We start from the raw sequence: 24,763 nt of genomic DNA on the forward strand, positions 1-24,763 counted from the left end.
TCGCCGCGCGATCGTGGCGCGTGAGCGTCGGCCGGTACGCACGTGCGGTCGCGAACGCGCGCCGCACGTCGTCCAGCGTCGCCTTCGGCACGGTGCCGACCAGCGAGCCGTCGTACGGGTTGCGCACTTCGATTACCGCGTCCCTATGAATCCGTTCGCCGTCGATTCGCAGTGCTTCGCGACGAATCTCGCGGACGTCCGTCGATGCTGCAATGGCGTTCATGAGTGTGTCCCCTTACGGATGCGTGCGCATCACTGCAGATGGTTGAGCGCGATGTCGATGATGTCGAAGTTGCGCAGCCGCGCGCGGCCCGTGACGTCGCCCGCGACCGGTTTGCTGAAGATCAGCGGCACGATCTGCTCGGAGATCCCGCCGTGCGAGCGCAACGGCACGTCGAGGCCCGACAGGTCATGCTTGATCCGGCGCGTGCCGAGCACGACGTCCTGCTTCGAGATCACGATCAGGTCGCCCATCCGCGCCGGCGGCAGTTCGAAGCGCGCGCAGCCTTCGGCGCCCGTCAGCACGACCTCGATGCCGTCGACCGCGGCGAGCCGCGCGCGCAGCGCCTCGGCATCGGCCGTCGCCGGCACGTAGACGGTCGCGAACGAACCAAGCGCGCCGTGGTGCACGACGTACGGGTCGGTGATCGGCAGGATCACGCGCGCCGCCTCCTCGCCGAGCCACTCGTCGAACAGTTCCTGCAGGTAGATCACGTTCGGCTCGCCGGTTTCATCGTCGTGCTTCGCGTTCATCCCGTGGTCGGCCGTGATCGCGACGATCGCGCCGAGTTCGTCGAGGCGCTGCAGGTACTTGTCCATCATCGCGTAGAACTCGTTCGCGCCTTCCGTGCCGGGCGCGCACTTGTGCTGCACGTAGTCGGTCGTCGACAGGTACATCAGGTCGATCGGGCGCGTCTCGAGCAGGCGCACGCCGGCCGCGAACACGAATTCGGACAGATCCGCGCTGTACACGCTCGGCACCGGCTTGCCGACCAGTTCGAGCACGTTGTCGATGCCGTTTTCCGAGAGGCTGGCTTCGTCGGCCTTCTCCGACGAGAAGCAGATACCCTTCAGCCCCTTGCCAAGCAGGCGGCGCAGCTTGTCCTTCGCGGTGACGACCGCGACCTTCGCGCCTTGCTCCGCGAAGGTCGCGAGCACGGTCGGTGCGACCAGGTACTTCGGATCGTTCATCAGCACCTCGGCGCCGGTGTCGCGATCGTAGAAGTAGTTGCCGCTAATCCCATGCACCGCCGGCGGCACGCCTGTCACGATCGACAGGTTGTTCGGGTTCGTGAAGCTCGGCACCACGCACTCGCCCTTGAGCGCCGTGCCCGGCTTCAGCAGCGTGCGCAGGAACGGCGCGACGCCGGCCTCGGCCGCTTCTTCCAGATATTCGTATGCGCAGCCATCGACGCAGACGACCACCACGGGCCGGCTCATCCAGTTGTAGCGGCGGCCGTTCACTTCCACGGAGACAGGCGTTTCATTCATGACGTTCATTCCTTTCAGTTCGAAGGGTAGAGCCGTCGGCGCCCGCGTCGCGCCGAAGGGAGGTGTTTTCCATGCTTGACATTAAAATTGATGATTTGTAGATTGTCAACAACATGCAGAGAACAGAAAGCAAAACAACGTAGCAGCAAGAGGGCTGGTCTCCACTCATCCGCCGCGTGCCGCGGCGCCACAGTCAAGGGGTCTGAAGATGAACGAAGTGCCGGTAAACAAGCGTTTGAACGCATGGGCGGCGGGCGCGGCCCGCTTCGCACTGGCCGCGGCGGTCGCGCTCGGCGCGGTGCAGGCGGCGCACGCGAAGACGTCGCTGCTCGTCTATACCGCGCTGGAAGACGAGGCAATGAAGCCCTACAAGGACGCGTTCGAGAAAGCGAACCCCGATATCGAGATCCGCTGGGTGCGCGACTCGACCGGCTCGGTCACCGCGAAGCTGCTCGCGGAGAAGAACAACCCGCGCGCGGACGTCGTGCTCGGCCTCGCCGCGTCGAGCCTCACGCTGCTCGACCTGCAGGGGATGCTGATGCCGTACTCGCCGAAGGGCTTCGACCAGCTCACGCGCAAGTACAGCGACGCGAACACGCCGCCGCACTGGGTCGGCATGGACGTGTGGGGCGCGACGATCTGCTACAACCGTGTCGCCGCGCAGGCGAAGGGCATTCCGAAGCCGACGTCGTGGGAGGACCTGACGAAGCCCGTCTATAAAGGCGCGATCGTGATGCCGAGCCCGGTTTCCTCCGGCACCGGCTACCTCGACGTGACCGCGTGGCTGCAGACCTTCGGCGACGACAAGGGCTGGAAATTCATGGACGCGCTCGACAAGAACGTCGCTCAATACGTGCACTCGGGCTCGAAGCCGTGCACGCTCGCCGGCACCGGCGAATTCCCGATCGGCATCTCGTTCGAGTTCCGCGGCCACGAACTGCAGTCGCAGGGCGCGCCGATCGATCTCGTGTTCCCGAAGGAAGGGCTCGGCTGGGACATGGAAGGCACGGCGATCATGAAGACGACGAAGCAGCCCGATGCCGCGAAGAAGCTGGCCGATTTCATGGCGAGCAAGGATGCGAACCAGATCACCGCGCGCTGGTGGGCGATCGTCGCGTACCCGGGTGTCGCGCGCAAGCTCACCGGTATCCCCGACAACTACTCGGAGCTGCTCGTGAAGAACGACTTCGTATGGTCGGCGAAGAACCGCCAGTCGATTCTCGACACGTGGCAGAAGCGCTACGGCTCGAAAACGCAGCAGTAACGCCGCGACCGGCAGCGGGGCCGCGCCGCGCGCCGCCCCGCGCCACCCTTTCCGTCGTCGAATCCGGCCCCCGGGCCGCCCCAGCATGGAGGCGCGCATGGCACCTTATCTGAGCGTAGAACGCATCGAGAAGCGGTACAACGACACGCAGGTCCTGACCGACATCAACCTGAGCGTGATGAAGGGCGAAATGATCTGCTTCCTGGGGCCGTCCGGCTGCGGGAAAACCACGCTGCTGCGGATCATCGCGGGGCTCGAGACGCAGAACGCCGGCCACATCATGCAGGACGGCCGCGATATCTCGCGGCTGCCGCCGCAACTGCGCGACTACGGCATCGTGTTCCAGTCGTACGCGCTGTTCCCGAACCTCACGGTGTACGACAACGTCGCGTACGGGCTCGTGAACCGGAAGATGAAGCGCGACGCGATCCACGAGCGCGTGCACACGCTGCTCGCGCTGGTCGGCCTGCCCGACAGCCATCGCAAGCATCCGGGCCAGCTGTCCGGCGGCCAGCAGCAGCGCATCGCATTGGCGCGCGCGCTCGCCACCTCCCCCGGCCTGCTGCTGCTCGACGAGCCGCTGTCGGCACTCGACGCACGGGTGCGCGTGCGGCTGCGCCAGGAAATCCGCGCACTGCAACAGCGGCTCGGCGTGACGACGATCATGGTCACGCACGACCAGGAAGAAGCGCTGTCGATGGCCGATCGCATCGTCGTGATGAACCATGGCGTGATCGAACAGATCGGCACGCCGCTCGAAATCTACCGGCAGCCCGCGTCGCCGTTCGTCGCGGACTTCATCGGCCGCGTCAACACGATTCCCGCCGAAGTCGCGCAGGACGGCACGCTGCGCGCGGGCGCGGTCGGCCTCGACTGCCGCCATGGCACGGCCCGCCCCGCGCAGGGCGCGGCGGTGTCGGTGTACGTGCGGCCTGAAGACCTGCGCATCTGCGTGCCGGGCCAAACGGCCGACAACGTGCTGGCCGGCCGCGTCGAGAAGCTCGAATTCCTCGGTGCGTTCTGCCGCGTGAGCTTCCGGATCGACGGGCTCGACGGCCAGGAGATCGTCGCCGACCTGTCGTATCACGACGTCGACCGCACCGGCGTGCAGGCCGGCGCGCGTATCGACCTCGCGCTCGATCGCGACCATGTCCGCGTGTTCCCGAGCGCGAAGGAGCGACTGCAATGAGCACCGTCCTGACCGAGCGCCGCCGCGGCGCCTCCGCCCCCGCCGACGTGCGGCAGATCACGCACTGGCACGACCGCATCGCGCAGCTCGCGCTCGTCGCGATGGCCGCGCTGATGTCGATGTTCCTGCTGCTGCCGCTCGCGCTCGTCGTGCAGAAATGCTTTGTCGATGCGGACGGGCGATTCGTCGGCGCGCACAACTTCATCGAGTATCTCGAGGACAGCGGCGTGCTGCGCTCGATGCTGCATTCGCTGACGGTCGGCGCGCTCGTCACGTCGATCGTCGTGCCGATGGCGTTCACGTTCGCGTATGCGCTGACCCGCTCGTGCATGCCGTTCAAGAACGCCGCGCGTACCGTCGCGCTGCTGCCGCTGCTCGCGCCGACGCTGTTGTCCGCGGTGTCGTTCATCTACTGGTTCGGCAACGCGGGGCTGCTGAAGCCGCTACTGCACGGCCATTCGATCTACGGGCTGCCGGGCATCGTGCTGAGCATGGTGTACGCGTCGTTCCCGCACGTGCTGATGATCCTCGTCACCGCGCTGTCGCTTGCCGACGGCCGGCTCTACGAGGCCGCCGACGCGATGGGCACGAGCCGCACGCGCAAGTTCTTCACGATCACGCTGCCCAGCGCGAAGTACGGGCTGATCAGCGCGACGATGGTGGCATTCACGATGTGCATCAACGACTTCGGCGTGCCGGTGGTGATCGGCGGTTCGTACAACGTACTGTCGACCGACATCTACAAGCTGATCATCGGCCTGCAGGACTTCAACCGCAGCGCGGTCGTGAGCCTGATGCTGCTGTGCCCCGCCCTCGTCGCGTTCGGCGTCGACTTCTTCATCCGCCGCCGCCAGCAGTCGCAGCTCGGCGCACGCTCGACGCCGTATCAGCCGAAGCCGTCGCGCGGCTTCGACGCCGCGATGCTCGCGTACTGCGGCCTCGTGTGCGCGTTCTTCATCGCGGTGGTCGGCATCTCGGTGTTCGCGTCGTTCGTGAAGTTCTGGCCGTACCAGATGAGTCTCGGGCTGCAGCACTACAAGATGGGGCTGATCGGCGCGGGCATCTTCGACGCGTACAAGAACAGCCTGCGGATGGCCGCGACGGTGGCGCTCGGCGGCACGATCGTCGTGTTCGGCGGCGCATACCTGATCGAGAAGACGCGCGGCGCACGCTGGCTGCGCGGCTTCATCGCCCTGTGCGCGATCCTGCCGATGGGCGTGCCGGGGCTCGTGCTCGGCATCAGCTACATCTTCCTGTTCAACGCGCCCGGCAATCCGCTGAACGGGCTGTACGGGTCGCTGTGGCTGCTCGCGATCGTCACGGTGGTGCACTACTACGCGTCGAGCCACCTGACCGCCGTCACCGCGCTCCGGCAGATCGACAGCGAGTTCGAGGCCGTGTCCGCGTCGCTGAAGGTGCCGTTCTACAAGACCTTCCTGCGCGTGACCGTGCCCGTGTGCCTGCCCGCGATCCTGCTGATCGCGCGCTACCTGTTCGTCAACGGGATGACGACGGTCTCGGCCGTCGCGTTCCTCTACTCGCCCGACACGCAGCCCGCGTCGGTCGCGATCCTGAACCTCGACGACGCGGGCCAGATGGGCCCGGCCGCCGCGATGGCCACGCTCGTGCTCGCGACCTCGTCGTTCGCGTGCGTGCTGTTCGCGTGCATCTCGCATCGACTGTTGCGCCGTACGCAGGCCTGGCGCAACCCGCATCGCCACTGATTTTTTAGCCGCATTCACGTGACGTCCCGACTTCATCAAGGAGACACCATGACGCTCGCCGCCCAGCCCATCCTGCTCACCCCAGGCCCCCTGACGACCTCCGACACCACGCGCGACGCGATGCTGCGCGACTGGGGATCGTGGGACAGCGACTTCAACGCGATCACCGCGCGGTTGCGCGAACGCCTGCTGCAGATCGTGCACGGCGAAGGCACGCACGAATGCGTGCCGCTGCAAGGCAGTGGCACGTTCTCGGTCGAAGCGGCCATCGGCACGCTCGTGCCGCGCGACGGCCACGTGCTCGTGCCGAATAACGGCGCGTACTGCCAGCGCATCGCGAGGATCTGCCGTGTGCTCGGCCGCAAGCTGACGACGATCGACTACAGCGAGGATCGCCGCGTCGATCCGGCCGACGTCGAGCGCGCGCTCGTCGCCGATCCGACCATCACGCACGTCGCACTCGTGCACTGCGAAACGGGCGCCGGTGTACTGAACCCGTTGCACGGCATCGCGCAGGTCGTCGCGAAGCACGGCCGCGCACTGATCGTCGATGCGATGAGCTCGTTCGGCGCGATCGACATCGACGCGCGCACGACGCCGTTCGACGCGGTGATCGCGGCATCCGGCAAATGCCTCGAAGGCGTGCCGGGGCTCGGTTTCGTGATCGCGAAGCGCAGCGCGCTCGAACGCTGCGAAGGCAACAGCCACTCGCTCGCGATGGACCTGTACGACCAGTGGGTCTACATGCAGCGCACAACGCAGTGGCGCTTCACGCCGCCGACGCACGTAGTCGCGGCGCTCGACGCAGCCGTCGGGCAATACGTTGACGAAGGCGGGCTCGCCGCGCGCGGCGGCCGCTACCAGCGCAACTATCGCGCGCTGATCGACGGGATGCTCGCACTCGGCTTCCGGCCGTTCCTCGATCCGGCGATCCAGGCACCGATCATCGTCACGTTCCATGCGCCGGACGATCCGAACTACGACTTCAAGCGCTTCTATCAGGAGGTCAAGAAGCGCGGCTACATCCTGTATCCGGGCAAGCTGACCGAGGTCGAGACATTCCGGGTCGGCTGCATCGGCCACTTCGGCGAAGCCGGCATCCCGGGCGCCGTCGCCGCGATCGCCGACACGCTGCGCGCGATGGGCGTGCGCCGCGTGTCGGCCGAAGCGGCCGCCTGACGTGACGCAGGACGACGTGACGTGATGGTCCCCGCCGCGTGCACGTTCGCACGCGGCGGCCAGTTGTTTCGGGCCGTGCGCGGCACGGCCCCTTTTCGAAGAACCCTCCGATGCGTCCCTTCTGGATCGAACAAGCGCTGTTCAACGACGGCGATCTCGCCCCCGCGCTGCAAGGCGCGACGCAGGCCGACGTGTGCATCGTCGGCGGCGGCTTCACCGGGCTCTGGACCGCGATCCAGGCGAAGCAGCAGAACCCCGCGCTCGACATCGCGATCGTCGAGGCCGACCTGTGCGGCGCCGGCGCGAGCGGTCGCAACGGCGGCTGCCTGCTCACGTGGTCCGCGAAATTCCTGACGCTGCGGCGCCTGTTCGGCGAAGCCGAGGCGATCCGGCTCGTGAAGGCATCCGAAGCGGCCGTACAGCACATCGCCGATTTCTGCCGCGCGCACGGCATCGATGCCGAGCTGCGGCTCGACGGCACGCTGTACACCGCGACGTCGCGCGCGCAGGTCGGCACGCTCGCGCCGGTGCTCGACGCGCTCGCCGCGTGCGGCATTCACAGCTACGAGCCGCTGCCGCCCGCCGAAGTCGCGCGCCGCTCGGGTTCCGCACGCAATCTCGACGGCGTCTACTCGCCGATCGCCGCGACCGTGCATCCCGGCAAGCTCGTGCGCGGGCTGCGCCGCGTCGCGCTCGCGATGGGCATCCGGATCTACGAACGCACACCGATGCTCGACTTCACGCCCGGGCAACCGGCCGTTGTTCGCACGCCGTCCGGCAGCGTGAGCGCGGGCAAGCTCGTGTTCGCGATCAACGCGTGGATGGCGAGCCGCTTCCCGCAATTCGAGCGCACGATCGCGGTCGTGTCGAGCGACATGGTGATCACCGAGAAATGCCCCGAACTGCTCGAGCAGACCGGGCTCGTGAACGGCGTGTCGGTGCTCGATTCGCGGATCTTCGTCTACTACTACCGCACCACCGCCGACGGGCGGCTGATGCTCGGCAAGGGCGGCAACACGTTCTCGTGGCGCAGCCGTATCGCACCCGTGTTCGACCGGCGCTCGCCGTACGAGGCGCAACTCACGCAAAGCCTGCGCGAGTTCTTTCCGTCGCTCGCTGGCGTGCCGGTCACGGCAAGCTGGAACGGGCCGTCGGATCGATCCGTCACCGGCTTCCCGTTCTTCGGCCGCCTCGACGATGCGCCGAACGTGTTCTACGGCTTCGGCTACTCGGGTAACGGCGTGGGGCCGACCTACATGGGCGGGCAGATCCTGTCGTCGCTCGTGCTCGGCCTCGACAACGCGTGGACGCGCAGCCCGATCGTGCGCGGCCCGCTTGGGGCGTTCCCGCCGGAACCGATCCGCTATGTCGGCGCGCACGTCGTGCGCAATGCGATCCGCCGCAAGGAGCGCGCGGAGGACGAGAGCCGGCCGCCGGCGGCTGTCGACACGTGGCTCGCGAAATTCGCGAGCGCGGCGGGGAAAGCCGACAAGGCGTGACGATGCGTCGACCTGCAGGACCCGCATGACCTGAAGACGCAATGAAAAAGGGACGCTGCGAAGCGTCCCTTTGCTTTTGCGCGGCAACCCGCGCGGGCCTTGCCGGGCGCTTACGCGCGCACGGTCTTCTCCCGCGCCGCCTTGCCCGTCGCGGGCAGCCCCTGCTCGTGCGTGCGGCGCATGCGCGCGAGGCCGTGCGTGACGTGCTCGCGCACGAGTGCCACCGCCTGCTCCTCGTCACCTCCCGCGAGCGCCTGCACGATCTTGTCGTGCTCGGCGGCGGACACGGCGATCGCATCCTCCTCGGCCTCGATCGCGGCCTGGCGCAGCAGGCCGAGCTGGCGCACGAGCCGGCGGTAGGTATCGGTGAGGTGCGTATTGCCGACGCCGACGACCATCGCGTCGTGGAACTGCACGTTCAGCTCGGTATAGCGCGTGACGTCGTGCGTCTTCGCGGCGTCCTTCATCGACTGGATGATGCCCTTCAGCACCTTCAGCGTGTCGGGCGAGATGCGCTTGGCGAGCGCGCGCGCGACCGATTCGTCGAGCATCGCGCGCACTTCGTAGATCTCCTCGGCCTCGCGCAGCGGCACGACGCGCACGGTCACGCCGCGGTTCTTCTCGTTGCGCAGCAGGCCGGCCTGTTCGAGCGCACGGAACGCTTCGCGCACGGGGCCGCGCGACACGTTCAGCTTGGTCGCGATCTCGACTTCGTTGAGCTTCTCGCCCGGCGCGTATTCGCCGGAGACGATCGCGCGCTCGAGCATGTCCTGGACGATCATCGCGAGCGACTGGCTTTGCAGGAGTTCGATGGCGCTGAGCGCGTTCGGGGCTGTCATGGTCGGGCAGGCAGCAAGGCTGCGGTAGAAATCGAGGGCGCCATATCGGCGAATGATCCTTATATACCCTCGGCCCGGCACATTGTCAACAGTTTTCAGTTTCCAAAAGCCAATCCCGCCTGCCGGGATGCAACCGAAACGCACCCGGCAGGCGGCAGTCGCGCGACGGGCCGACCTCGCCCGTATCGCGCGACGCGTGCCGGCCGTCAGGCCGTCGTGTGCTTCACCGGCCCCGGATCGCTGTGGCTCGACCGGCCCGTCTCGACGTGGCCCGCGAAGCGGCGCACGACCTTGTCGTCGCCGCCGCGCAGCGTCGTCGCGGTGATCGTCAGATCGTACCAGCCGTGGCTCGACGACAGCTCGAAGTGATCCTCGACGCGCTCGCCCGGCTCCAGCGTGTAGGTGCGCGCGTGCGCATGGCTGTACGCGTTGTCGACCGTCACGCGACACGTCGCGCGCCCGCTGTTGCGCAGTTGCAGATACACGTGGCGGTTGCGCACGTCGTAGCCGATCCGCGCTTCGGGGTTCGCGTGGCGGCCGTCCGCCGCGAGCCGCGTGTTGCCCTGGAACTCGCACAGATAACCGTTCGGGCCGTATGCCGCGAGATGGTAATCGCCGCGCGCGGCCGACGTGTTCCACGTATCGACGAAGCGGTCATGCGCGGACACCGCGTAGCGACGCGGCGGCGTCGTCGGGTTGCGGCGGTCGTACACGTAGAACGCCGCGCCTGCGTCACCGGTGTTCGCGAAGTCGAGCGACACGCTGTCGTCGTGCGCGCTCACCCGGCTGTGCACGAACAGCTCGTACGGCAGCGCGCGTGCCGGCCGCGTGCCGGGCTCCTGCGCCGGCATCGACTGCTGCGCGGGCACCTGGTACGCCTGGCCGGCCGTCGCGATGTGCTGCGGCACCGTGAAGCTCACCGTGCGCGTGTCGGGGCGTGCGGAGAAGTCGAACGCCGACGTGAGGTCGCCGCAGATCGAGCGGCGCCATGCGCTGATGTTCGGCTCCTTCACGCCGAAGCGCGCTTCGAGGAAACGCAGCACCGACGTATGGTCGAACGTCTCCGAGCAGACCCAGCCGCCCTTCGTCCACGGCGAGATGATGATCAGCGGCACGCGCGGCCCGAGGCCGATCGGCTGGATGCCGCCCGGGTCGGCGCCCGGCACGAGCGGGCTCATTTCGCCCGGGTACTTGTTCAGGTCGAGCAGCTCGTCGCCGAGATTCGACAGCAGGTTCGACGACACGATGCCCTGGCCGCCCACGCCGCTCGTCACCGGCGGCACCGGCGGCACGACGTGGTCGAACAGCCCGTCGTTCTCGTCGTAGTTGAGGATGAACACCGTCTTCGCCCACACCTCCGGGTTCGACGTGAGCGCCTCGAGCACCATGTTGATGTAGAACGCGCCGTCGGTCGGCGATGCCTGCGGGTGCTCGCTGTACTTGTACGGTGACACGATCCACGACACCTGCGGCAGCCGGTTCGCCTGCACGTCGGCCTTCAGCTCGGCGAGCGTGTGGTCCGACGCGCCCTTGTCGACCAGCGGGCCGCTCGCGCCTTCCTTCACCTGGAAGCGCTTGAAGAACATCAGCGAATTGTCGGTGTAGTTGTCGGTCGGGTCGCCCGGGATGCCCGTGCCGCCCTGATACACCTTCCAGCTGATCTTCGCGTTCTCGAGGCGTTCCGCGTAGGTGGTCCACGTGTAGCCGTTCACGTCGTCGCGCTCGCCAATGCCCGGGCCGTTCGGCGGGTTGCCGTAGATGTTGCGCGGGTCGACCGTGCCGGTCCACAGGTAGATGCGGTTCGGCGCGGTGTCGGCGTGTGCGGAACAGAAGTACGAATCACAGATCGTGAACGCGTCGGCCAATGCGTAGTGGTACGTGAGATCCTGGCGCTTCAGGTAGCCCATCGTCAGCACGTCCTGCTTCTGGTTCACCCACTGGTCCCACTGGCCGTTGTTCCAGGACAGGTGGCCGCTGCTCCAGCCGTGGTTGGTGCCCGGCTGGAATTCGGTCGTCTGCTTCGGATCGAGGTAGAACGGCAGCACGTACGGCGCCGACGGATCGAGGCCGCGCGAATGGTAGTTCTTCGTGAACACCGACGCCGGCGGCTGCTGCCACACCGGTGCGCCGCTCGGCAGCAGGTGCGGGCGCGGGTCGTTGAAGCCGCGCACGCCGCGCAGCCCGCCGAAGTAATGGTCGAACGAACGGTTTTCCTGCATGAAGATCACGACGTGTTCGACGTCGCGGATCGTGCCCGTGCGATAGGCGGCCGGCATCGCCAGCGCATTGCGGATCGCGGGCGGGAAGCCCGCGTAGGCGGCCATCGCGCCGGCCGACTGCGCGGCGAGGCGCAGGAAATCGCGTCGATTGTTCGAGGACATGAAGAGAACCCTGTTGTCGGTAGGAGTGGGGGCGCCAGTCGAGCGGGGCCGGCGGTTTGCGTCGCCGCTATTACCCCGCATCGGCATGTCCCGGCCGTGACCGGTTACCGCAGGTTTCTTTGGGTTACCCACAAGAATTTTTTCGAAGTGGCACACGACGCGCCTTTCATCCGGCCGACATACGCATGCGCTACGCTGACGCGCGATACAGAGGGGGAAGCCGAGTCGTGTTCGATCAGCTGAAGGCGTTCCACGCGACCGTCCGGCAGGGCAGCATCACGCGCGCCGCGCGTCACCTGGGCGTGAGCCAGCCGACGATCGCCGCGCAGATCCGGCAGGTCGAGCAGGTGTATGGCGTCGAGCTGTTCTACCGCAGCGGCCGCAAGCTCGAGGTCACCGAGACGGGGATCGAGTTGTTGCCGCTCGTCGAGAAGATGATCGCGCTCGAAGCGCAGGCCGACATCATGCTGCGCAACGTCGGCGGCCTGTTCGAAGGCCAGCTGCGGATCGGTGCGACGGGGCCTTACTACATCATGGAGGCGGTCGGCCGCTTCTCGAACGCGCATCCGTCGATCGCGCTCACGTGCCGGATCGGCAACTCCGAGGAGATCCTGCAGGCGCTGCAGGAATTCCGCATCGATCTCGCCGTCTCGTCGCAGCGCAACGATGCCGACGGCCTCGAACGCAAGGTGATCTCGACCGACCCGCTCGTGCTCGTCGTGCATCGCAACCATCCGCTCGCGCGCTTCGACGCGATCGATCCGGCGCGGCTCGCCGACGTGCGGCTGCTGATTCGCGAGGAAGGCTCGGTCACGCGCCGCTGCACGGAGACGATTCTCGAGGCGGCCGGTGTCGCGGCCGTCTCGGTTGCCGAGATCGGCAGCCGCGAAGCGATCCGCGAGGCGATCCTGCATGGGGTGGGCGGCAGCCTGTTTCCGCTCGGCGAGGCCGAACGTCATCCGGACCTGCGCGTGATCGCGCTGCGCGGCGTCGACACGACGATCGACGAATACGTGTACTACCTGAAGGCGCGCCGCCAGAGCCCCGCGATCGACGCGTTCCTCGCGTGCATCCTGCCGGCCGGCAGTGACGCGGCCGGGGCGGATGAAGCGGGACGAACGGCGCGGCGGGCGAACGCGCGCTGAATTGCCGCGCGCTCACCGGTTCCGCACTTTACGTGGCGCTGTTTCCGCGCCTTCCCTCTGTCGTTGCGCTCACATCATTTCGGCAGCGCCGGAATCATCCACGTCAGCACGTGCTGCTGCAGGAACACCAGCACGCCGAGCAGCAGCGTGAGGATCACGCTGTGCCAGAAGGTGCGCGCGAACACCACGCCCTCCTGCCCCTTCAGATCGGTGGTCGACACGCCCGTCGCGATGTTCTGCGGCGAGATCATCTTGCCCATCACGCCGCCCGACGAATTGGTCGCGGCCATCAGCACGGGATCGAGGCCGAGCTGCCGCGCGGCGACCACCTGCAGGTTGCCGAACAGCGCGTTGCCCGACGTGTCGCTGCCCGACAGGAACACCGCGATCCAGCCGAGCGACGCGGACACCAGCGGGAACAGCGCGCCGGTCGACGCGACGCCGGTGCCGAGCGTGTAGCTGATCCCCGAGTAGTTCAGCAGGTACGCAAGCCCGACGATCATCATCACCGTGACGATCGCGATCCACGTCTGCCGCCAGGTCTTGACCACGCATTCGAAGAACGCGCCGACGCCGGTGCGCGTCAGCGCGGCCGTGACGATCGCCGAGACCAGGATCGCGGTGCCGGTGCCGAGCGGCTGGAAGTCCCAGATCGCCGCATAGGGCTTGTGGTACAGCGACACGAACACCGCGTTGTGCAGGCCCGGCCACTTGATCTTCACGTCGCCGATCGCCGCGATGTTCGCGTGCACCCAGACGATCACGACCACCGACACGACGAGCCACGGCAGCCAGCCGCCGAAGCCCGCGCGCGCGGCGCCGGCCGTTGCGGGCACGCTGCGCGCGAGCGCGTATTGCGGATCGGGCTGCGGCTTCCATACCTGCAGGAAGCCGATCGTGACGATCAGCGACGTGAGCGACGACAGCACGTCGGTGAGCTGGTAGCCGAGGAAGTTCGACGTGACGAACTGCGCGATCGCGAAGCTGCCGCCCGACACGAGCAGCGCGGGCCACAGCTTCGAGATCGAGCGCAGCCCGCCGTACGCGCCGACCACGTAGAACGGCAGCAGCAACGCGAAGAACGGTAACTGGCGGCCGACCATCTGCGCGAGCGTCGCGGGCGGCAGCGACGTCACCGCGCCGAGCACGGTGATCGGCACGCCGAGCGCGCCGAACGCGACCGGTGCCGTGTTGAACAACAGCGTATAGGTGAGCGCTTCGAGCGCCGGGAAGCCGAGCGCGATCAGCAGTGCGCTCGTGATTGCGACCGGCGTGCCGAATCCCGAGATCCCTTCGAGCAGACAGCCGAACGAGAACGCGACGACGAGCAGCACGAGACGGCGATCGTCTGGCAGGTTGTCGAGCATCCATTGCCGGAACTGGTCGAAGCGGCCCGACTTCACCGCGATGTTGTACAGCAGCAATGCGTTGAAGACGATCCACATCACGGGCACGACCGCGAGCGCCATGCCGGCGCCGACCGCGTTGAACGCGAGCCCGGCGGGCATCCCCCACGCGCCGATCGCGACCGCGAGACCGGCGACGAGCCCGGCGAGCGAGGCCTGCCACGCAGGGCGGCGCAGCACGCCGAGTGCGATCAGCGCGACCGCAATCGGGATCGCGGCGACGAGGAAGGACAGCAGCAGCGAGTTGGCGACCGGCGTCAATGGCTGCGCGAAGACGATGCCGGGCGGTAGGGCGTCGGTGGGGTTCATCGTGTCTCCTGTCGATCCGGGTTGGCGCTTTAGCGCCTACCCGGATCCCATGGCGTGGCTAGTTGGAGTTAGCGCTTCAGCGCTTACTCCACCCCCACGGCGGTCGATCCGGGTTGGCGCTTTAGCGCCTACTCGGGTCCGATGCCTCGTTCGAGCAACCCAGGTTGGCGCTTCAGCCTTCCCGGACTCAATTCACCTCAACGTTCTGCAGTCGCGACAACGCTCAGGCGCTTGCGCACGCAACGACGTCGCGCGGCCAACCGATCAGTCGCTTAAAAGAGGTTAGGAGGCGCGCAGCGCTTGTACAAGGGGGACAAGCCCGATGCGTAGCGACCCGATACGAACCACCCGACGCCCGCTGACCGGCAGCAGGCGGCCCGCTGTCGCATCCGACAGGAAGCCCGTCGCGAGCGGCTCGCCGGCGCAGCGCGACGCCGCCCCCGCGCAATGTTGCACGTGCGGCAAAGGTGCCTGACGGCGGGCGGGATGTTTCGTTTGGCGTCCGAAGCCTAGACTGGTCGCATCGATTCCGCCCGCGCCGGCCACGGCAGGCACGGCACCGGAACCTCACGGAGTGAAACGATGAAGACGATGAAACAGGCGGCATGCGCATGCGTGCTGATCGGCGCGGCCTTTGCCGCCCACGCACAGGCCGCATCGACGCTGACGCGCGCCCAGGTCCGCCAGGAACTCGTGGAGCTGCAGGCCGCCGGTTACCGGACGAGTCTCGCGAGCAGTCCCGACTTTCCGGACGACATGCAGGCGATCATGCGCCGTGCCGCGCAGGCGCGCGGCGAGAGCGCCGGCTACGGCAGCGACGGCGGGGCAAACGTGGAATCGGGCAAGCCGGCGCTGCCGCCTGCGATCGATCGCGGCACGTACGCGCATCACTGACGGCTGATCGAACCGGATCGAGCGCACCACGGTGAACGGTGCGCGCCGACCGGCGATGGAGAGGCGCCTCGCGCACCGCGCCGATCGACGCGATGCACGTGCGCAAGCATCAAACGCTGAAGCGGTTCAGCGTATACGCGCGATAGGCCGCGACGAATGCGTCGAACGATCCGGCCTCCTTCGTTTCGAGCTCGGCCTGCTCGGCCAGCGACTTCGCGGCGAGCGCCTGCCCGGTGCGCAGGGTGTCCGCCGACGGCGGATTCGCACGGAAATGCGCGGCATGCGCTTCGCTCTGCGCCAGCGCAAACCCAAGGAACGACTGCCCGCGCTCGCGCATCGTGCGCAGCACGTGCGCGGACGGCGTGCGCTCCGGATCGGCGAGCTTCTCGCGTTGCGCGGCGATCGCGCGCGCATGCTCGTCGCCGCCGCGGATTTCGTCGAGACGGCGGCCGACGGTTTCGATATCGGCCATCAGATCGTCTGCCCACGCCTGCAACGTGACCGACTCGCCGTCGCGCTGCAGCGTGAGCCCCGGCTTGCGCCCTTCCATCGTCACGCTGCCGAAGTTCGCGTTCGCTTCCTGGTACGCGGGGCAGTCGAGCGCCGGGCTCTCGTCGAGCGCGCACGCGAGCAGGAACGCGTCGATGAAGCGCGCGGTTTCCAGTGCGATACCGGTCGGCTCGAACGGATCGATGTCCAGACAGCGCACCTCGATGTACTGCACGCCGCGCGATGCGAGCGCATGCAGCGGCCGCTCGCCCGAATACGTGACGCGCTTCGGCCGGATCGTCGAGTAGAACTCGTTCTCGATCTGCAGCACGTTCGTGTTGATCTGGATCCACTCGCCGTCGCGATGCGTGCCGATGGCCTCGTAGGCCGGATACGGCTCGCTCACGGCCTTCGACAGCGCGTCGAGATAGCCGGGCAGCGTGTTGTAGTCGACATGCAGCGCCGCCTGGGCGGTCGTGTTCGAGTAGCCGAGATCGCTCATCCGCAGGCTCGTCGCATGCGGCAGGTACAGCGTATCGGCATCGAACGTGTCGAGCTTGTGCGGCTTGCCACGCAGGAACTTCGTATCGAGCGCGGGCGACGCGCCGAACAGGTACATCAGCAGCCAGCTGCGGCGGCGGAAGTTGCGGATCTGCGCGAGATAGCGCTCCGACTGGTAATCGACGAGCGTGGCCGTCGAGCCTTCTTCCGCATGCAGGCGCCGCCACACCTCTTCGTGCAGCGAGTAGTTGTAGTGGATGCCGGCGATGCACTGCATCGTGCGGCCGTAGCGATACGCGAGGCCGCGCCGGTACACCGTCTTCAGGCGGCCGATGTTCGACGTGCCGTAGTCGGCGATCGGAATCTGGTCGTCGGCCGGCAGCAGGCCGGGCATCGAGTCGTTCCACAGCATCTCGTCGCCGAGCGACGCATACACGTAGCGATGCAGATCGTCGAGACGTTCGAGCGTGATCGCGGCGTCGCCTTCCGCGGGCGTGATCAGCTCGATCAGCGCTTCGGAATAGTCGGTCGTCAGCGACGGATGCGTGAGCGCCGAACCGAGCGCGCGCGGATGCGGCGTGAACGCGATCATCCCGTCGCGCGTCACGCGCAGGCTTTCCTTTTCGATGCCGCGCAGGCCGTCGGGCAGATGCTGCCGCGTCGGGCCCGAGCTCAGCGCGTCGAGGCGATTCAGCAGCAGTTCGGACTGGCGGTGAGTCATGGTGTTCGACATGGAGACGCAAGTGCGTGACGGCCGCGCGCAGAACGCCGCGCGCGGCCGGCTGGATTGTTGGTCGCTTCGTTGGTAGCGGGCACTTTAACATCTCGCCGAAACACGCGCTTGAGGTGGCCCCGGGCAGCGTGCGCGGGCCGGATCGGGCCGCCGGACGGGCCGGTCGCGGCGGTCGCCGCATGTGTCACCGGTTCCAGGCGGCGGCAACGGGCACGCCGGTTACGCGAATTCGTCCGAAGGAACGTGACGTGCGAACGGGTGGCGGCAGGTGCAACCGTGTGGCCGGACCGGCCGCGGAAAGCGGGGTAAATGTGCTTCGCGCGACCGGCACCCTGCGGGCGACGGAGGCGCGGTATGGCCGTGACGGCCGGTGTCCGGCAGGTCGCGTGCGCATGCCGGCACGACCTGCGCAACGGGTTGCATCGCTGCCTCGCCAGGTCGCACCCGGCCGCGTGCGGCCGCCCTCACCCGCCGCGCGCGCCGCCCGCCCGGTCGGCCACTTCGTTCCACAAATGCAGCGCCGCGTACGCGCGCCACGGCCGCCAGCCTTCGGTGCGGCGCTTCTGGGTTGCAAGCCGGTCGAGCGCCGGATCGCGCGCGGCGATCGACTGCATCAGCACGAGATCGGAGGCCGGCCATGCATCCGGATCGCGCCATGCGCGCATCGCGATGTATTCGACGGTCCACGGGCCAATGCCGGGCAGATCGAGCCACGCGCTGCGCAGCGTCGCGAGATCGGCGTGCTCGCGATCGACCGGCACGTCGCCGGCCGCCACCGCACGCGCCACGCCCGTCAGTGCCGCCACCCGCTTGCCGGGCATCCCGATCTTGTCGAGATCGCAGGCGGCCAGCGCGTCGGGCGTCGGGAAGCGCCACGCGGGCGCGCCGTCGTCTTCATGCACCACACGCTCCCCGGCACGCTCGACGAGCCGCCCGACGATCGTCGTCGCAGCCTTCACGCTCACCTGCTGGCCCACGATCGCGCGCACGGCCAGTTCGAACCCCGACCATGCGCCCGGCACGCGCAGCCCCGGCGCGGCCTCGACGAGCGGCGCGAACCACGGATCGCGTGCCAGCCCGCTGCCGATGGCGGCCGGATCGGCACCGAGGTCGAACATCGTCGCGACGCGCGCGGCGAACGCGTCATCGACATGACGCGCGACCGCGCCTTCGACCGTCGCGACCAGGCAATGCTTGCGCGGATGTTTCGCGACCGTGAGCCGGCCGGCGTCGCCGTGCAGGTCGACGATGCGGCGATACACGCCGTCCGCCACCTGCTCGACGCCCGGAATCGCGCGCCCGCTGAAGAAACGCAGCACGCGCGCCCAGTCGTAGGGCGCATTGAAGCGCAGTTCCATTTGCGCGGACGGCGGCACCTGGCCGCCGTTCACGATGGATGTGATCGTTGTTTTTGCGATGCTCAAACTGCGCTGCCCTCCGCAACGAATTCGGTTTGATCGTCGTGCACATGACGCGCCTCGGACGCCAGCAACGTCGCCTTGCGGCGCACGCCCCAACGATACCCGGAAAGCGCGCCGCCCTTCTGTACGACGCGGTGGCACGGGATCGCGAGTGCGACCGGATTCGACGCGCACGCGGATGCGACCGCCCGCACCGCGCTCGGCGAACCGAGCGCCTCCGCGATCTCCGAGTAGCTCCGCGTTTCGCCGTACGGAATATGCGTCAGCGCTTCCCACACGCGCTGCTGGAACGCGGTCGGCGCGATGTCGAGCGGCAGGTCGAAGGCGTGCCGCGTGCCGTCCAGGTACGCGCGGATCTGCGCGATGAACGGCGCGAGCCGGGCCGGCGCTTCGACCAGTTCGGCGCGCGCGAATGCGTCTTTCAGCTCGCCGGCGAGCGCTGCCGGTTCGTCGCCGAACGCGATCCGGCAAATGCCCTGTTCGGTCGCGGCGACGAGCACCGTGCCGAGCGATGTCGATGCGGTTGCATAGTCGATCCACAGGCCGGCGCCCTGGCGGCGGAATGCCGACGGCGCCATCCCGAGTTCGCGCGGTACCGACGCATAGAGCCGCGACGGCGAGTTGAAGCCCGCGTCGACGGCCGCCTGCGTGACCGGCTGCCCGCTTTGCAGCGCCTGACGCAGCGCGGCGCCGCGCTGCGCGGCCTGGTACTGCCGCGGCGACACGCCGACCACGCGCTTGAAGAGGCGTTGAAGGTGAAACGGGCTCACGTGCACGGCGTCGCTCAGTTGCTGCAGCGTGAGCCGTTCCGCATGCGCGTCGAGCACCGCGCATGCGCGGTTGACGATCTCGAGCTCGCGCGGCAGCCCTTCCGGCTGGCAGCGCTTGCAGGGCCGGAAGCCGGCCGCACGCGCGGCGGCCGTATCGGCGAAGAAGGACACATTTTCGCGACGCGGCAGCCGCGACGCACAGGTCGGGCGGCAGAACACGCCGGTCGTGCTCACGGCGTAGAAGAACGCGCCGTCCGCATGCGGATCGCGCTCGGTGACGGCGCCCCAGCGGGCATCATCGGTCGGATAGGCGGTTTTCATCTGAACCTCGCACTCTCTAGTGTAGATGGGACCTACTCTAGACATCGGCACGCGCCGTCGCGCCCTGAATCTTGCTCTGTGATTCGCGCCGAATAATCGGGGGCGCATCGATTAAAGATAAATCCGACAAAACACGCGCGCCGGCTGTTTCAGCGCGGTTTTCGTCATCCTACCGTCACCATTTTGCTGCACTGCAGATGCGACAAATCGCCGTCCTGACGATTTTTTGCATTCGAAATATTGCGTCGCACCATCGCCGTGTGTATAGTTGGAACTGTCTCCTCCATGTCTCCTCCTGATATGGATTAAGCCCGTTCCGCTCCGCGTGAACGGGCTTTTTTTCGTCCGTCGATTGTGCCGCGTTCCGGCCGGCGGCGCAGGCGCGATACGTCTACACTCGATGCTCGTGGACCGCGAAGGAGTGCCTGCCCATGAAACCGACCATCCGCGCGATCGATCACATCGTGCTGCGCGTGACCGACATGGCCGCGATGACGCGTTTTTACTGCGACGCCGTCGGCTGCCATGTGGAAAAGGAACAGCCCGATCTGGGCCTCGTGCAATTGCGCGCCGGCGACGCGCTGATCGACCTGCTGTCGGTCGGCGGCCCGATCGACCGTCCCGACAGCGGCCCGCCCGGCGCGGGACGCAATCTCGATCACCTGTGCCTGCGGGTCGAGCCGTTCGATCCCGACGCGTTGACCGCCCATTTCGCCGCGCATGGCGCACAGCCAGGCGCCCCCGCGGAACGCTACGGCGCCGGCGGCTACGGGCCGTCGATCTACCTGTTCGACCCGGAAGGAAACATGCTCGAATTCAAGGGGCCACCGGCCACGATCGGCTGAACGCGGCCGGCGTGCGGCCGTCACGCGTCCGCGCGCGCCTTCAGCACCGTCCACTCGACTGCGACCGGATCGTGGTCGGCGCTCGAGATCCACGCGGCGCCGTCCTGCACCGTGCATTGCAGGCGCATCGTGCGCTCCGCGAGTTTGCCGAGCGCGGCTGCAACACCGTCGTTCAGCGACAGCACCTGCACGTTGCGCAGCCGCTCGACCTTGCTGCGCACGCCCTGCCACCAGATATCCGACGTCTTGCCGCCGTACGCGATCACCGTGACCTGCCCGGCGCGGCCGGCCGCCTTCGAGATGCGCCGTTCGTCGGGCTGGCCGGCTTCGATCCAGACGTCGATCGCGCCCGTCAGGTCCTTCTGCCACAGATCGGGCTCGTCGACGTCCGACAGCCCCTTGCAGAATTCGAGCCGCTCGTGCGCGAACAGCGCGAACGCGACGATGCGCACCATCATCCGGTCGTCGGTTTCCGACGGATGGCGCGCCACCGTCAGCGCGTGATCGGCGTAGTAATGCCGATCCATGTCGGCGATTTGCAGTTCAGCTTTGTAGATCGTGGATTTCAGCGCCATGCGGATACGGCCCGGGCGGGCATTCGGTTCGGTCGGGCCGTGATGATACCGAATGCGCGGCGTCCGGCGCGTGTCATGCGCAACCCACAGCGCAACGGCCCGGCATGGGCCGGGCCGTGTTCGGTGCGCGCCGCCGGCCGATCGGGCCGGCGCGCTCGCGCGTCGTGTGACAGCGCGGCGAATGGACGGTTATTGCTTGACGAAGCGCGAATCGGTCCAGAGACCCTGCTGGTCGCTGTTGTCGGCGCTGACGAACTGCACGTCGCCCTGGTCGACCGACACCACGCGGAAGCGCTGGCCTTCCGGCACCGACAGGCAACGGTAGTCGTCGAAGTATTGCTGCTTCGCCTGCGACTTGCCGTCACGCTCGTGACTCAGTACGGAGTCCAGATTGTCTTTCGACAGGCAGCCCCATGCGTTCTTCGTCAACTGGATTTCCTGCGTCGGCTTGACGGCCGAATCGCCGCCCGCCTGGGCAATCGACACCGCGCAAAATGCGCCGACGAGGGCAAAAAGGATACCGGTACGCTTCATCATGTTCTGTCTCCAGGCTTGCGGGCACCAGGCTTGGGTTAGCTATGTGTTTAAAGGTGATCGTGAACCCGCGTTTTTCACTTTAGAAGACCGGCAAGCGATAGCAAGCACATTTGTTGTGCGACCGCAATAGCGGCGGATTGTCGCACCCCGTGCGCAGCCCGTCTTTCGCGCCGGGCGCAGGCGTGACGACGCGCGCCGCACGGCGGGCAGGCCCGCGTCGCCGGGCGGAAAGCGTTGCGCAGCAAGACTTTCAGCAAAGTTACAATGCGGCGATTGAACGGTTTGGATAATCCATTTCGCTATCCGGATCATTTTGATGCGCCGCACATAAAGTCATCCGAAACGATTCGACTTTACCGCAACGCGGAATCGCATTTACCTGAAACAAGAAAAATGCCAGGTATAAGCGAATCCGTATTTATCCGTACTTCTCCGCATGTATTCAGCGCCCACGGAATCCCCGCCGCAAGCGCCTTTCGTCAGCGTGTTTACCCTGCTTGATTCAAGCCGGGTTGCTGACGCTCGAAATAATCGCGCTGAAAAATGCACATGCGATAAGCGTTGTGATACGCGCCGTTTCCGAAAAATTCTTCCTTCAATTCGGCCTCGTGCTGAAATCCGCATTTCTCGTACACGTGAATCGCCGCCGCATTCGACGTATCGACGATCAGGTACAGCTTGCGCATGTTCAGCACCTTGAATGCGTACTCGATCGCGAGGCGCGTCGCCTGGCCCGCATAGCCGCGCCCCTGGCATTGCGGCGCGATGATGATCTGGAACTCGCCGCGGCGATGGATGTAGTCGAGTTCGATCAGCTCGACGAGGCCGACCAGCTCGCCTTGCGCGTCGACCGCGACGAAACGGCGCTCGCGCTGGTCGTGCACGTGGCGGTCGTACAGTTGTGACAGTTCCGAGAAGGTTTCGTACGGCTCCTCGAACCAGTAGCGCATGATCTTTGCGTCGTTGTTCAGCTCGTGGACGAAGCGCAGGTCCTGGCGCTCCAGCGGCCGCAGCGCGAGCGAGTTGGTATCGTTCTGGAGTTGCATGTTCATGTCCCTTTTGATGCCGGCGCCCGTGCGGCAGGGCCGCATCGGGGCCTGTTCCGCACTGTAAGAAATTGAACGCGGGCGAAGCTCAGAGCCTAGAATGGGAGCAAGGGTTCCTGCCACCGCAAGGAGGCTATCGTGATCGAGCAAGTCATACTCGGAATATTCCTCGTGCTGCCGCTGGTGATCGTAGCGGCGCTGTTCTCCGACGAACTGTGGCAGGAACATCGGCGCCAGCATCCGCGCGACGAAAACGCACCGCACATCGACTGGAAGCATCCGTGGCGCCGCGTGCGACGCGAGCATTGAGTCGATCGCTGCCCATCCGCGGGGCGCGCCGGCCCGGCCGCCCTGGCATGTGAACGCGTGACGTACCCCGTCAAGCACCCGAATTCCACCTCGATCCGACTACCACTCAACCCGCTCACTCCGCGAGACACCGCCGTGAACGACCAGCCCGCCCAGCCTCCGCACGACATTCCCAACGAAACGATCGACCTGCAGATCGCCGACGTGCTGGCGGCCGTCCGCTACCCGGCCAACAAGGATGCAATCGTCGATGCCGCACGCGACGCCGGGGCCAGCAATGAAGTGCTGTCGATGCTCGACGGCCTGCCCGAACAGGACTACGCGGACGTCGACGCCGTCACGCACTGGGTCGCCGGCAACTACGGCCCCGGCCTCGGGGTTTGAGCGCGCACCCATAACGCGATAGGATCAGGCCGCACCGGTCGCGTAGCGGCCGGTTGCCTGTCGCCCGGCGCAAGACCGGGCGTGTCCGCCTACGTGCCCGGGGAACTCCATGGAAGGCATCCTGATCCAGCACACGACACGCCGTCAGCTCTGGTTCGGCGCACTGGCGGCACTCGTCATCGTGCTCGCGCTCGGGATCGCCGCGCCGCACGCGAACGTCGCGCTGCCGGCCGTCGAGCCGTTCATGCCGATGTGTGCGCTCACCGTGTTCACTACCGCGAGCATCGCGGCGTTCTTTCTCGGCGCGCAGTTCACCGTGACGCGCCAGCCGGTGCTCGGCGCGCTCGGCGGCGCCTACGCGTTCACCGCACTCGCCGTCGCGCTGCAGCTGCTCACCTTTCCCGGCGTATTCGCGCCGCACGGGCTGCTCGGCGCGCGACCGCAAAGCGCCGCGTGGATGTGGATCTTCTGGCATGCCGGCTTCCCGGGTTTCGTGATGGTCGCGCTGCTCGCCCGCGAGCGGCTGACGCGCGCACCGATCGGCGCGCAGCAGACACGCTGGTGGACGCTCGCGCTGATCGGCGGGCCGGCTGTCGTCGCCGGGCTGCTGTGCCTCGTCACGCTGAACGTGTCGCTGCCGCCTGCGTTTCATCCGCCGGGCGACGCGGCCGTGCTGCCCGTCAACGGTGTCGCACTGGTCGTGTGGCTGCTCAATGCGCTGGCGCTCGTTGCCGTGCTGGCCACCGGCCGGCTGCGCACGACGCTCGACCTGTGGCTCGCGATCGCGGTGCTCGCGTGCCTCACCGACACGACGCTGAACCTGATGAGCACCAATCGCTTCACAGTCGGCTGGTATCTCGCGCGCGTGTTCAGCATGTTCACGCCGGGCGTGCTCGTGTGCGTGCTCGCATGGGAAGTGACGATGCTGTACCAGCGGCTGTTCGAGGCGCACGCGACGCTGATCCGTTCGTCCGCGCGCGACGGGCTGACGGGCGCGTTCAACCGCATGCACTTCAACGATCATTTCCACACGCTGTTCCTGCAGGCGCGACGGCAAGGCGAACCGCTGTCGCTGCTGATGGTCGACGTCGATCGCTTCAAGGCGTACAACGACGCGTTCGGCCACGTAAAGGGCGACGCGTGCCTGATCGCGGTCGCGAATGCGCTCGCCGGCGCGGTGCGGCGGCCCGCGGACATCGTCGCGCGGTACGGTGGCGAGGAGTTCGCGATCGTGCTGCCGAACACGGGTGCGCGCGGCGCGCGGGTGGTCGCCGAGGAAGCGCGCGAAGCGGTGCTGCGGCTCGATCTCGCGATGCCGGCGTCACCTGCCGGACGCGTGAGCGTGAGTGTCGGCTGCGCGACCGTGTCGGCCGACGATCTCTCGACGCCCGATGCGTTGATCGAAGCCGCCGATGCCGCGCTGTATCGTGCGAAGGATACGGGGCGAAACAGGGTCGTCACCGCCTGAAAACGTCTGCTGTTTGGGAATTTGTTACGGTCATTGTGACCGGA

Annotated in this window: 21 protein-coding genes and 1 pseudogene; 11 read left to right on the forward strand and 11 right to left on the reverse strand. The window is 67.2% G+C overall.

Going from position 1 to position 24,763, the window contains the following annotated elements:
* Positions 1 to 223 (reverse strand): annotated as a pseudogene (locus tag QZM67_RS36730) (phosphonoacetaldehyde dehydrogenase); the annotation flags it as partial.
* A gap of 29 nt (positions 224 to 252) precedes the next feature.
* Positions 253 to 1,491 (reverse strand): phosphonoacetate hydrolase, encoded by a 1,239-nt coding sequence (gene phnA / locus QZM67_RS36735; protein WP_205823866.1) that lies wholly within the window; start codon positions 1,489 to 1,491, stop codon positions 253 to 255.
* Positions 1,492 to 1,699: 208 nt separating this feature from the next.
* On the opposite strand from phnA, the gene QZM67_RS36740 reads away from it, so the two are divergent.
* The 5 genes from QZM67_RS36740 to QZM67_RS36760 all read left to right on the forward strand — a co-directional run bounded on the left by QZM67_RS36740 (position 1,700) and on the right by QZM67_RS36760 (position 8,346).
* Entirely contained in the window at positions 1,700 to 2,755 is a 1,056-nt protein-coding gene (locus QZM67_RS36740) for a putative 2-aminoethylphosphonate ABC transporter substrate-binding protein (protein WP_301810963.1), read from the forward strand.
* Positions 2,756 to 2,852: 97 nt separating this feature from the next.
* Complete coding sequence (locus QZM67_RS36745) at positions 2,853 to 3,944, forward strand: putative 2-aminoethylphosphonate ABC transporter ATP-binding protein (protein WP_175025774.1); 1,092 nt, start codon at positions 2,853 to 2,855, stop codon at positions 3,942 to 3,944.
* A complete protein-coding gene (locus QZM67_RS36750; protein ID WP_301810965.1) occupies positions 3,941 to 5,668 on the forward strand; it encodes a putative 2-aminoethylphosphonate ABC transporter permease subunit in 1,728 nt (575 codons plus the stop codon). The genes QZM67_RS36745 and QZM67_RS36750 overlap by 4 nt, the downstream gene beginning before the upstream one ends.
* A 48-nt stretch (positions 5,669 to 5,716) precedes the next feature.
* Positions 5,717 to 6,847 carry a 2-aminoethylphosphonate--pyruvate transaminase gene (locus tag QZM67_RS36755; protein WP_301810966.1) on the forward strand — a complete coding sequence of 377 codons (1,131 nt, stop codon included), beginning with the start codon at positions 5,717 to 5,719 and terminating at the stop codon, positions 6,845 to 6,847.
* A gap of 110 nt (positions 6,848 to 6,957) precedes the next feature.
* Positions 6,958 to 8,346, forward strand: coding sequence for an FAD-dependent oxidoreductase (locus tag QZM67_RS36760; RefSeq protein WP_301810968.1), 1,389 nt, complete (start codon positions 6,958 to 6,960; stop codon positions 8,344 to 8,346).
* A gap of 110 nt (positions 8,347 to 8,456) precedes the next feature.
* On the opposite strand, the gene QZM67_RS36765 is transcribed toward QZM67_RS36760, so the two are convergent.
* Both QZM67_RS36765 and QZM67_RS36770 read right to left on the reverse strand, forming a co-directional pair.
* Positions 8,457 to 9,185: a phosphonate utilization associated transcriptional regulator gene (locus QZM67_RS36765; protein WP_043184762.1), complete on the reverse strand. Its 729-nt coding sequence runs from the start codon at positions 9,183 to 9,185 to the stop codon at positions 8,457 to 8,459.
* 206 nt (positions 9,186 to 9,391) lie between these two features.
* On the reverse strand, positions 9,392 to 11,566 hold the full coding sequence (locus QZM67_RS36770) for a phosphocholine-specific phospholipase C (protein ID WP_175025779.1): 2,175 nt from the start codon (positions 11,564 to 11,566) through the stop codon (positions 9,392 to 9,394).
* Between the two features lie 227 nt (positions 11,567 to 11,793).
* On the opposite strand from QZM67_RS36770, the gene QZM67_RS36775 reads away from it, so the two are divergent.
* Entirely contained in the window at positions 11,794 to 12,711 is a 918-nt protein-coding gene (locus QZM67_RS36775) for a LysR family transcriptional regulator (RefSeq protein ID WP_043184765.1), read from the forward strand.
* Between the two features lie 74 nt (positions 12,712 to 12,785).
* Here the strand turns inward: QZM67_RS36775 and QZM67_RS36780 are convergent, their stop codons facing one another.
* Positions 12,786 to 14,426 carry an L-lactate permease gene (locus tag QZM67_RS36780; RefSeq protein WP_175034836.1) on the reverse strand — a complete coding sequence of 547 codons (1,641 nt, stop codon included), beginning with the start codon at positions 14,424 to 14,426 and terminating at the stop codon, positions 12,786 to 12,788.
* 582 nt (positions 14,427 to 15,008) lie between these two features.
* On the opposite strand from QZM67_RS36780, the gene QZM67_RS36785 reads away from it, so the two are divergent.
* Positions 15,009 to 15,320 carry a DUF4148 domain-containing protein gene (locus QZM67_RS36785; protein ID WP_175025782.1) on the forward strand — a complete coding sequence of 104 codons (312 nt, stop codon included), beginning with the start codon at positions 15,009 to 15,011 and terminating at the stop codon, positions 15,318 to 15,320.
* 109 nt (positions 15,321 to 15,429) lie between these two features.
* On the opposite strand, the gene gshA is transcribed toward QZM67_RS36785, so the two are convergent.
* The 3 genes from gshA to ada all read right to left on the reverse strand — a co-directional run bounded on the left by gshA (position 15,430) and on the right by ada (position 19,555).
* Entirely contained in the window at positions 15,430 to 17,043 is a 1,614-nt protein-coding gene (gene gshA, locus QZM67_RS36790; protein ID WP_175025783.1) for a glutamate--cysteine ligase, read from the reverse strand.
* A 464-nt stretch (positions 17,044 to 17,507) separates the two neighbouring features.
* Positions 17,508 to 18,467, reverse strand: coding sequence for a DNA-3-methyladenine glycosylase (locus QZM67_RS36795; RefSeq protein WP_043184769.1), 960 nt, complete (start codon positions 18,465 to 18,467; stop codon positions 17,508 to 17,510).
* The gene (gene ada, locus QZM67_RS36800; RefSeq protein ID WP_301810972.1) at positions 18,464 to 19,555 is read right to left on the reverse strand and encodes a bifunctional DNA-binding transcriptional regulator/O6-methylguanine-DNA methyltransferase Ada; all 1,092 of its coding nucleotides are present in this window, start codon (positions 19,553 to 19,555) and stop codon (positions 18,464 to 18,466) included. The genes QZM67_RS36795 and ada overlap by 4 nt, the downstream gene beginning before the upstream one ends.
* A 431-nt stretch (positions 19,556 to 19,986) precedes the next feature.
* Between ada and QZM67_RS36805 the strand changes: the two genes are divergently transcribed.
* A complete protein-coding gene (locus tag QZM67_RS36805; RefSeq protein ID WP_175026573.1) occupies positions 19,987 to 20,400 on the forward strand; it encodes a VOC family protein in 414 nt (137 codons plus the stop codon).
* A 20-nt stretch (positions 20,401 to 20,420) separates the two neighbouring features.
* On the opposite strand, the gene QZM67_RS36810 is transcribed toward QZM67_RS36805, so the two are convergent.
* The 3 genes from QZM67_RS36810 to speG all read right to left on the reverse strand — a co-directional run bounded on the left by QZM67_RS36810 (position 20,421) and on the right by speG (position 22,558).
* Complete coding sequence (locus tag QZM67_RS36810; protein ID WP_039364653.1) at positions 20,421 to 20,975, reverse strand: YaeQ family protein; 555 nt, start codon at positions 20,973 to 20,975, stop codon at positions 20,421 to 20,423.
* Positions 20,976 to 21,164: 189 nt separating this feature from the next.
* On the reverse strand, positions 21,165 to 21,512 hold the full coding sequence (sap1, locus tag QZM67_RS36815) for a surface attachment protein Sap1 (protein WP_027788811.1): 348 nt from the start codon (positions 21,510 to 21,512) through the stop codon (positions 21,165 to 21,167).
* Between the two features lie 488 nt (positions 21,513 to 22,000).
* Positions 22,001 to 22,558 carry a spermidine N1-acetyltransferase gene (gene speG, locus QZM67_RS36820; RefSeq protein WP_175026571.1) on the reverse strand — a complete coding sequence of 186 codons (558 nt, stop codon included), beginning with the start codon at positions 22,556 to 22,558 and terminating at the stop codon, positions 22,001 to 22,003.
* Between the two features lie 138 nt (positions 22,559 to 22,696).
* Between speG and QZM67_RS36825 the strand changes: the two genes are divergently transcribed.
* The 3 genes from QZM67_RS36825 (at position 22,697) to QZM67_RS36835 (ending at position 24,719) form a co-directional block, all read left to right on the forward strand.
* The gene (locus QZM67_RS36825) at positions 22,697 to 22,867 is read left to right on the forward strand and encodes a hypothetical protein (protein WP_014895655.1); all 171 of its coding nucleotides are present in this window, start codon (positions 22,697 to 22,699) and stop codon (positions 22,865 to 22,867) included.
* 135 nt (positions 22,868 to 23,002) lie between these two features.
* A complete protein-coding gene (locus tag QZM67_RS36830; RefSeq protein ID WP_175026570.1) occupies positions 23,003 to 23,251 on the forward strand; it encodes a DUF2795 domain-containing protein in 249 nt (82 codons plus the stop codon).
* 109 nt (positions 23,252 to 23,360) lie between these two features.
* A complete protein-coding gene (locus QZM67_RS36835) occupies positions 23,361 to 24,719 on the forward strand; it encodes a diguanylate cyclase (RefSeq protein WP_301810976.1) in 1,359 nt (452 codons plus the stop codon).
* Positions 24,720 to 24,763 lie beyond the last annotated feature (44 nt).

The organism is Burkholderia sp. AU45251, from assembly GCF_030482905.1.
In the GTDB taxonomy this organism is placed as follows: domain Bacteria; phylum Pseudomonadota; class Gammaproteobacteria; order Burkholderiales; family Burkholderiaceae; genus Burkholderia; species Burkholderia aenigmatica.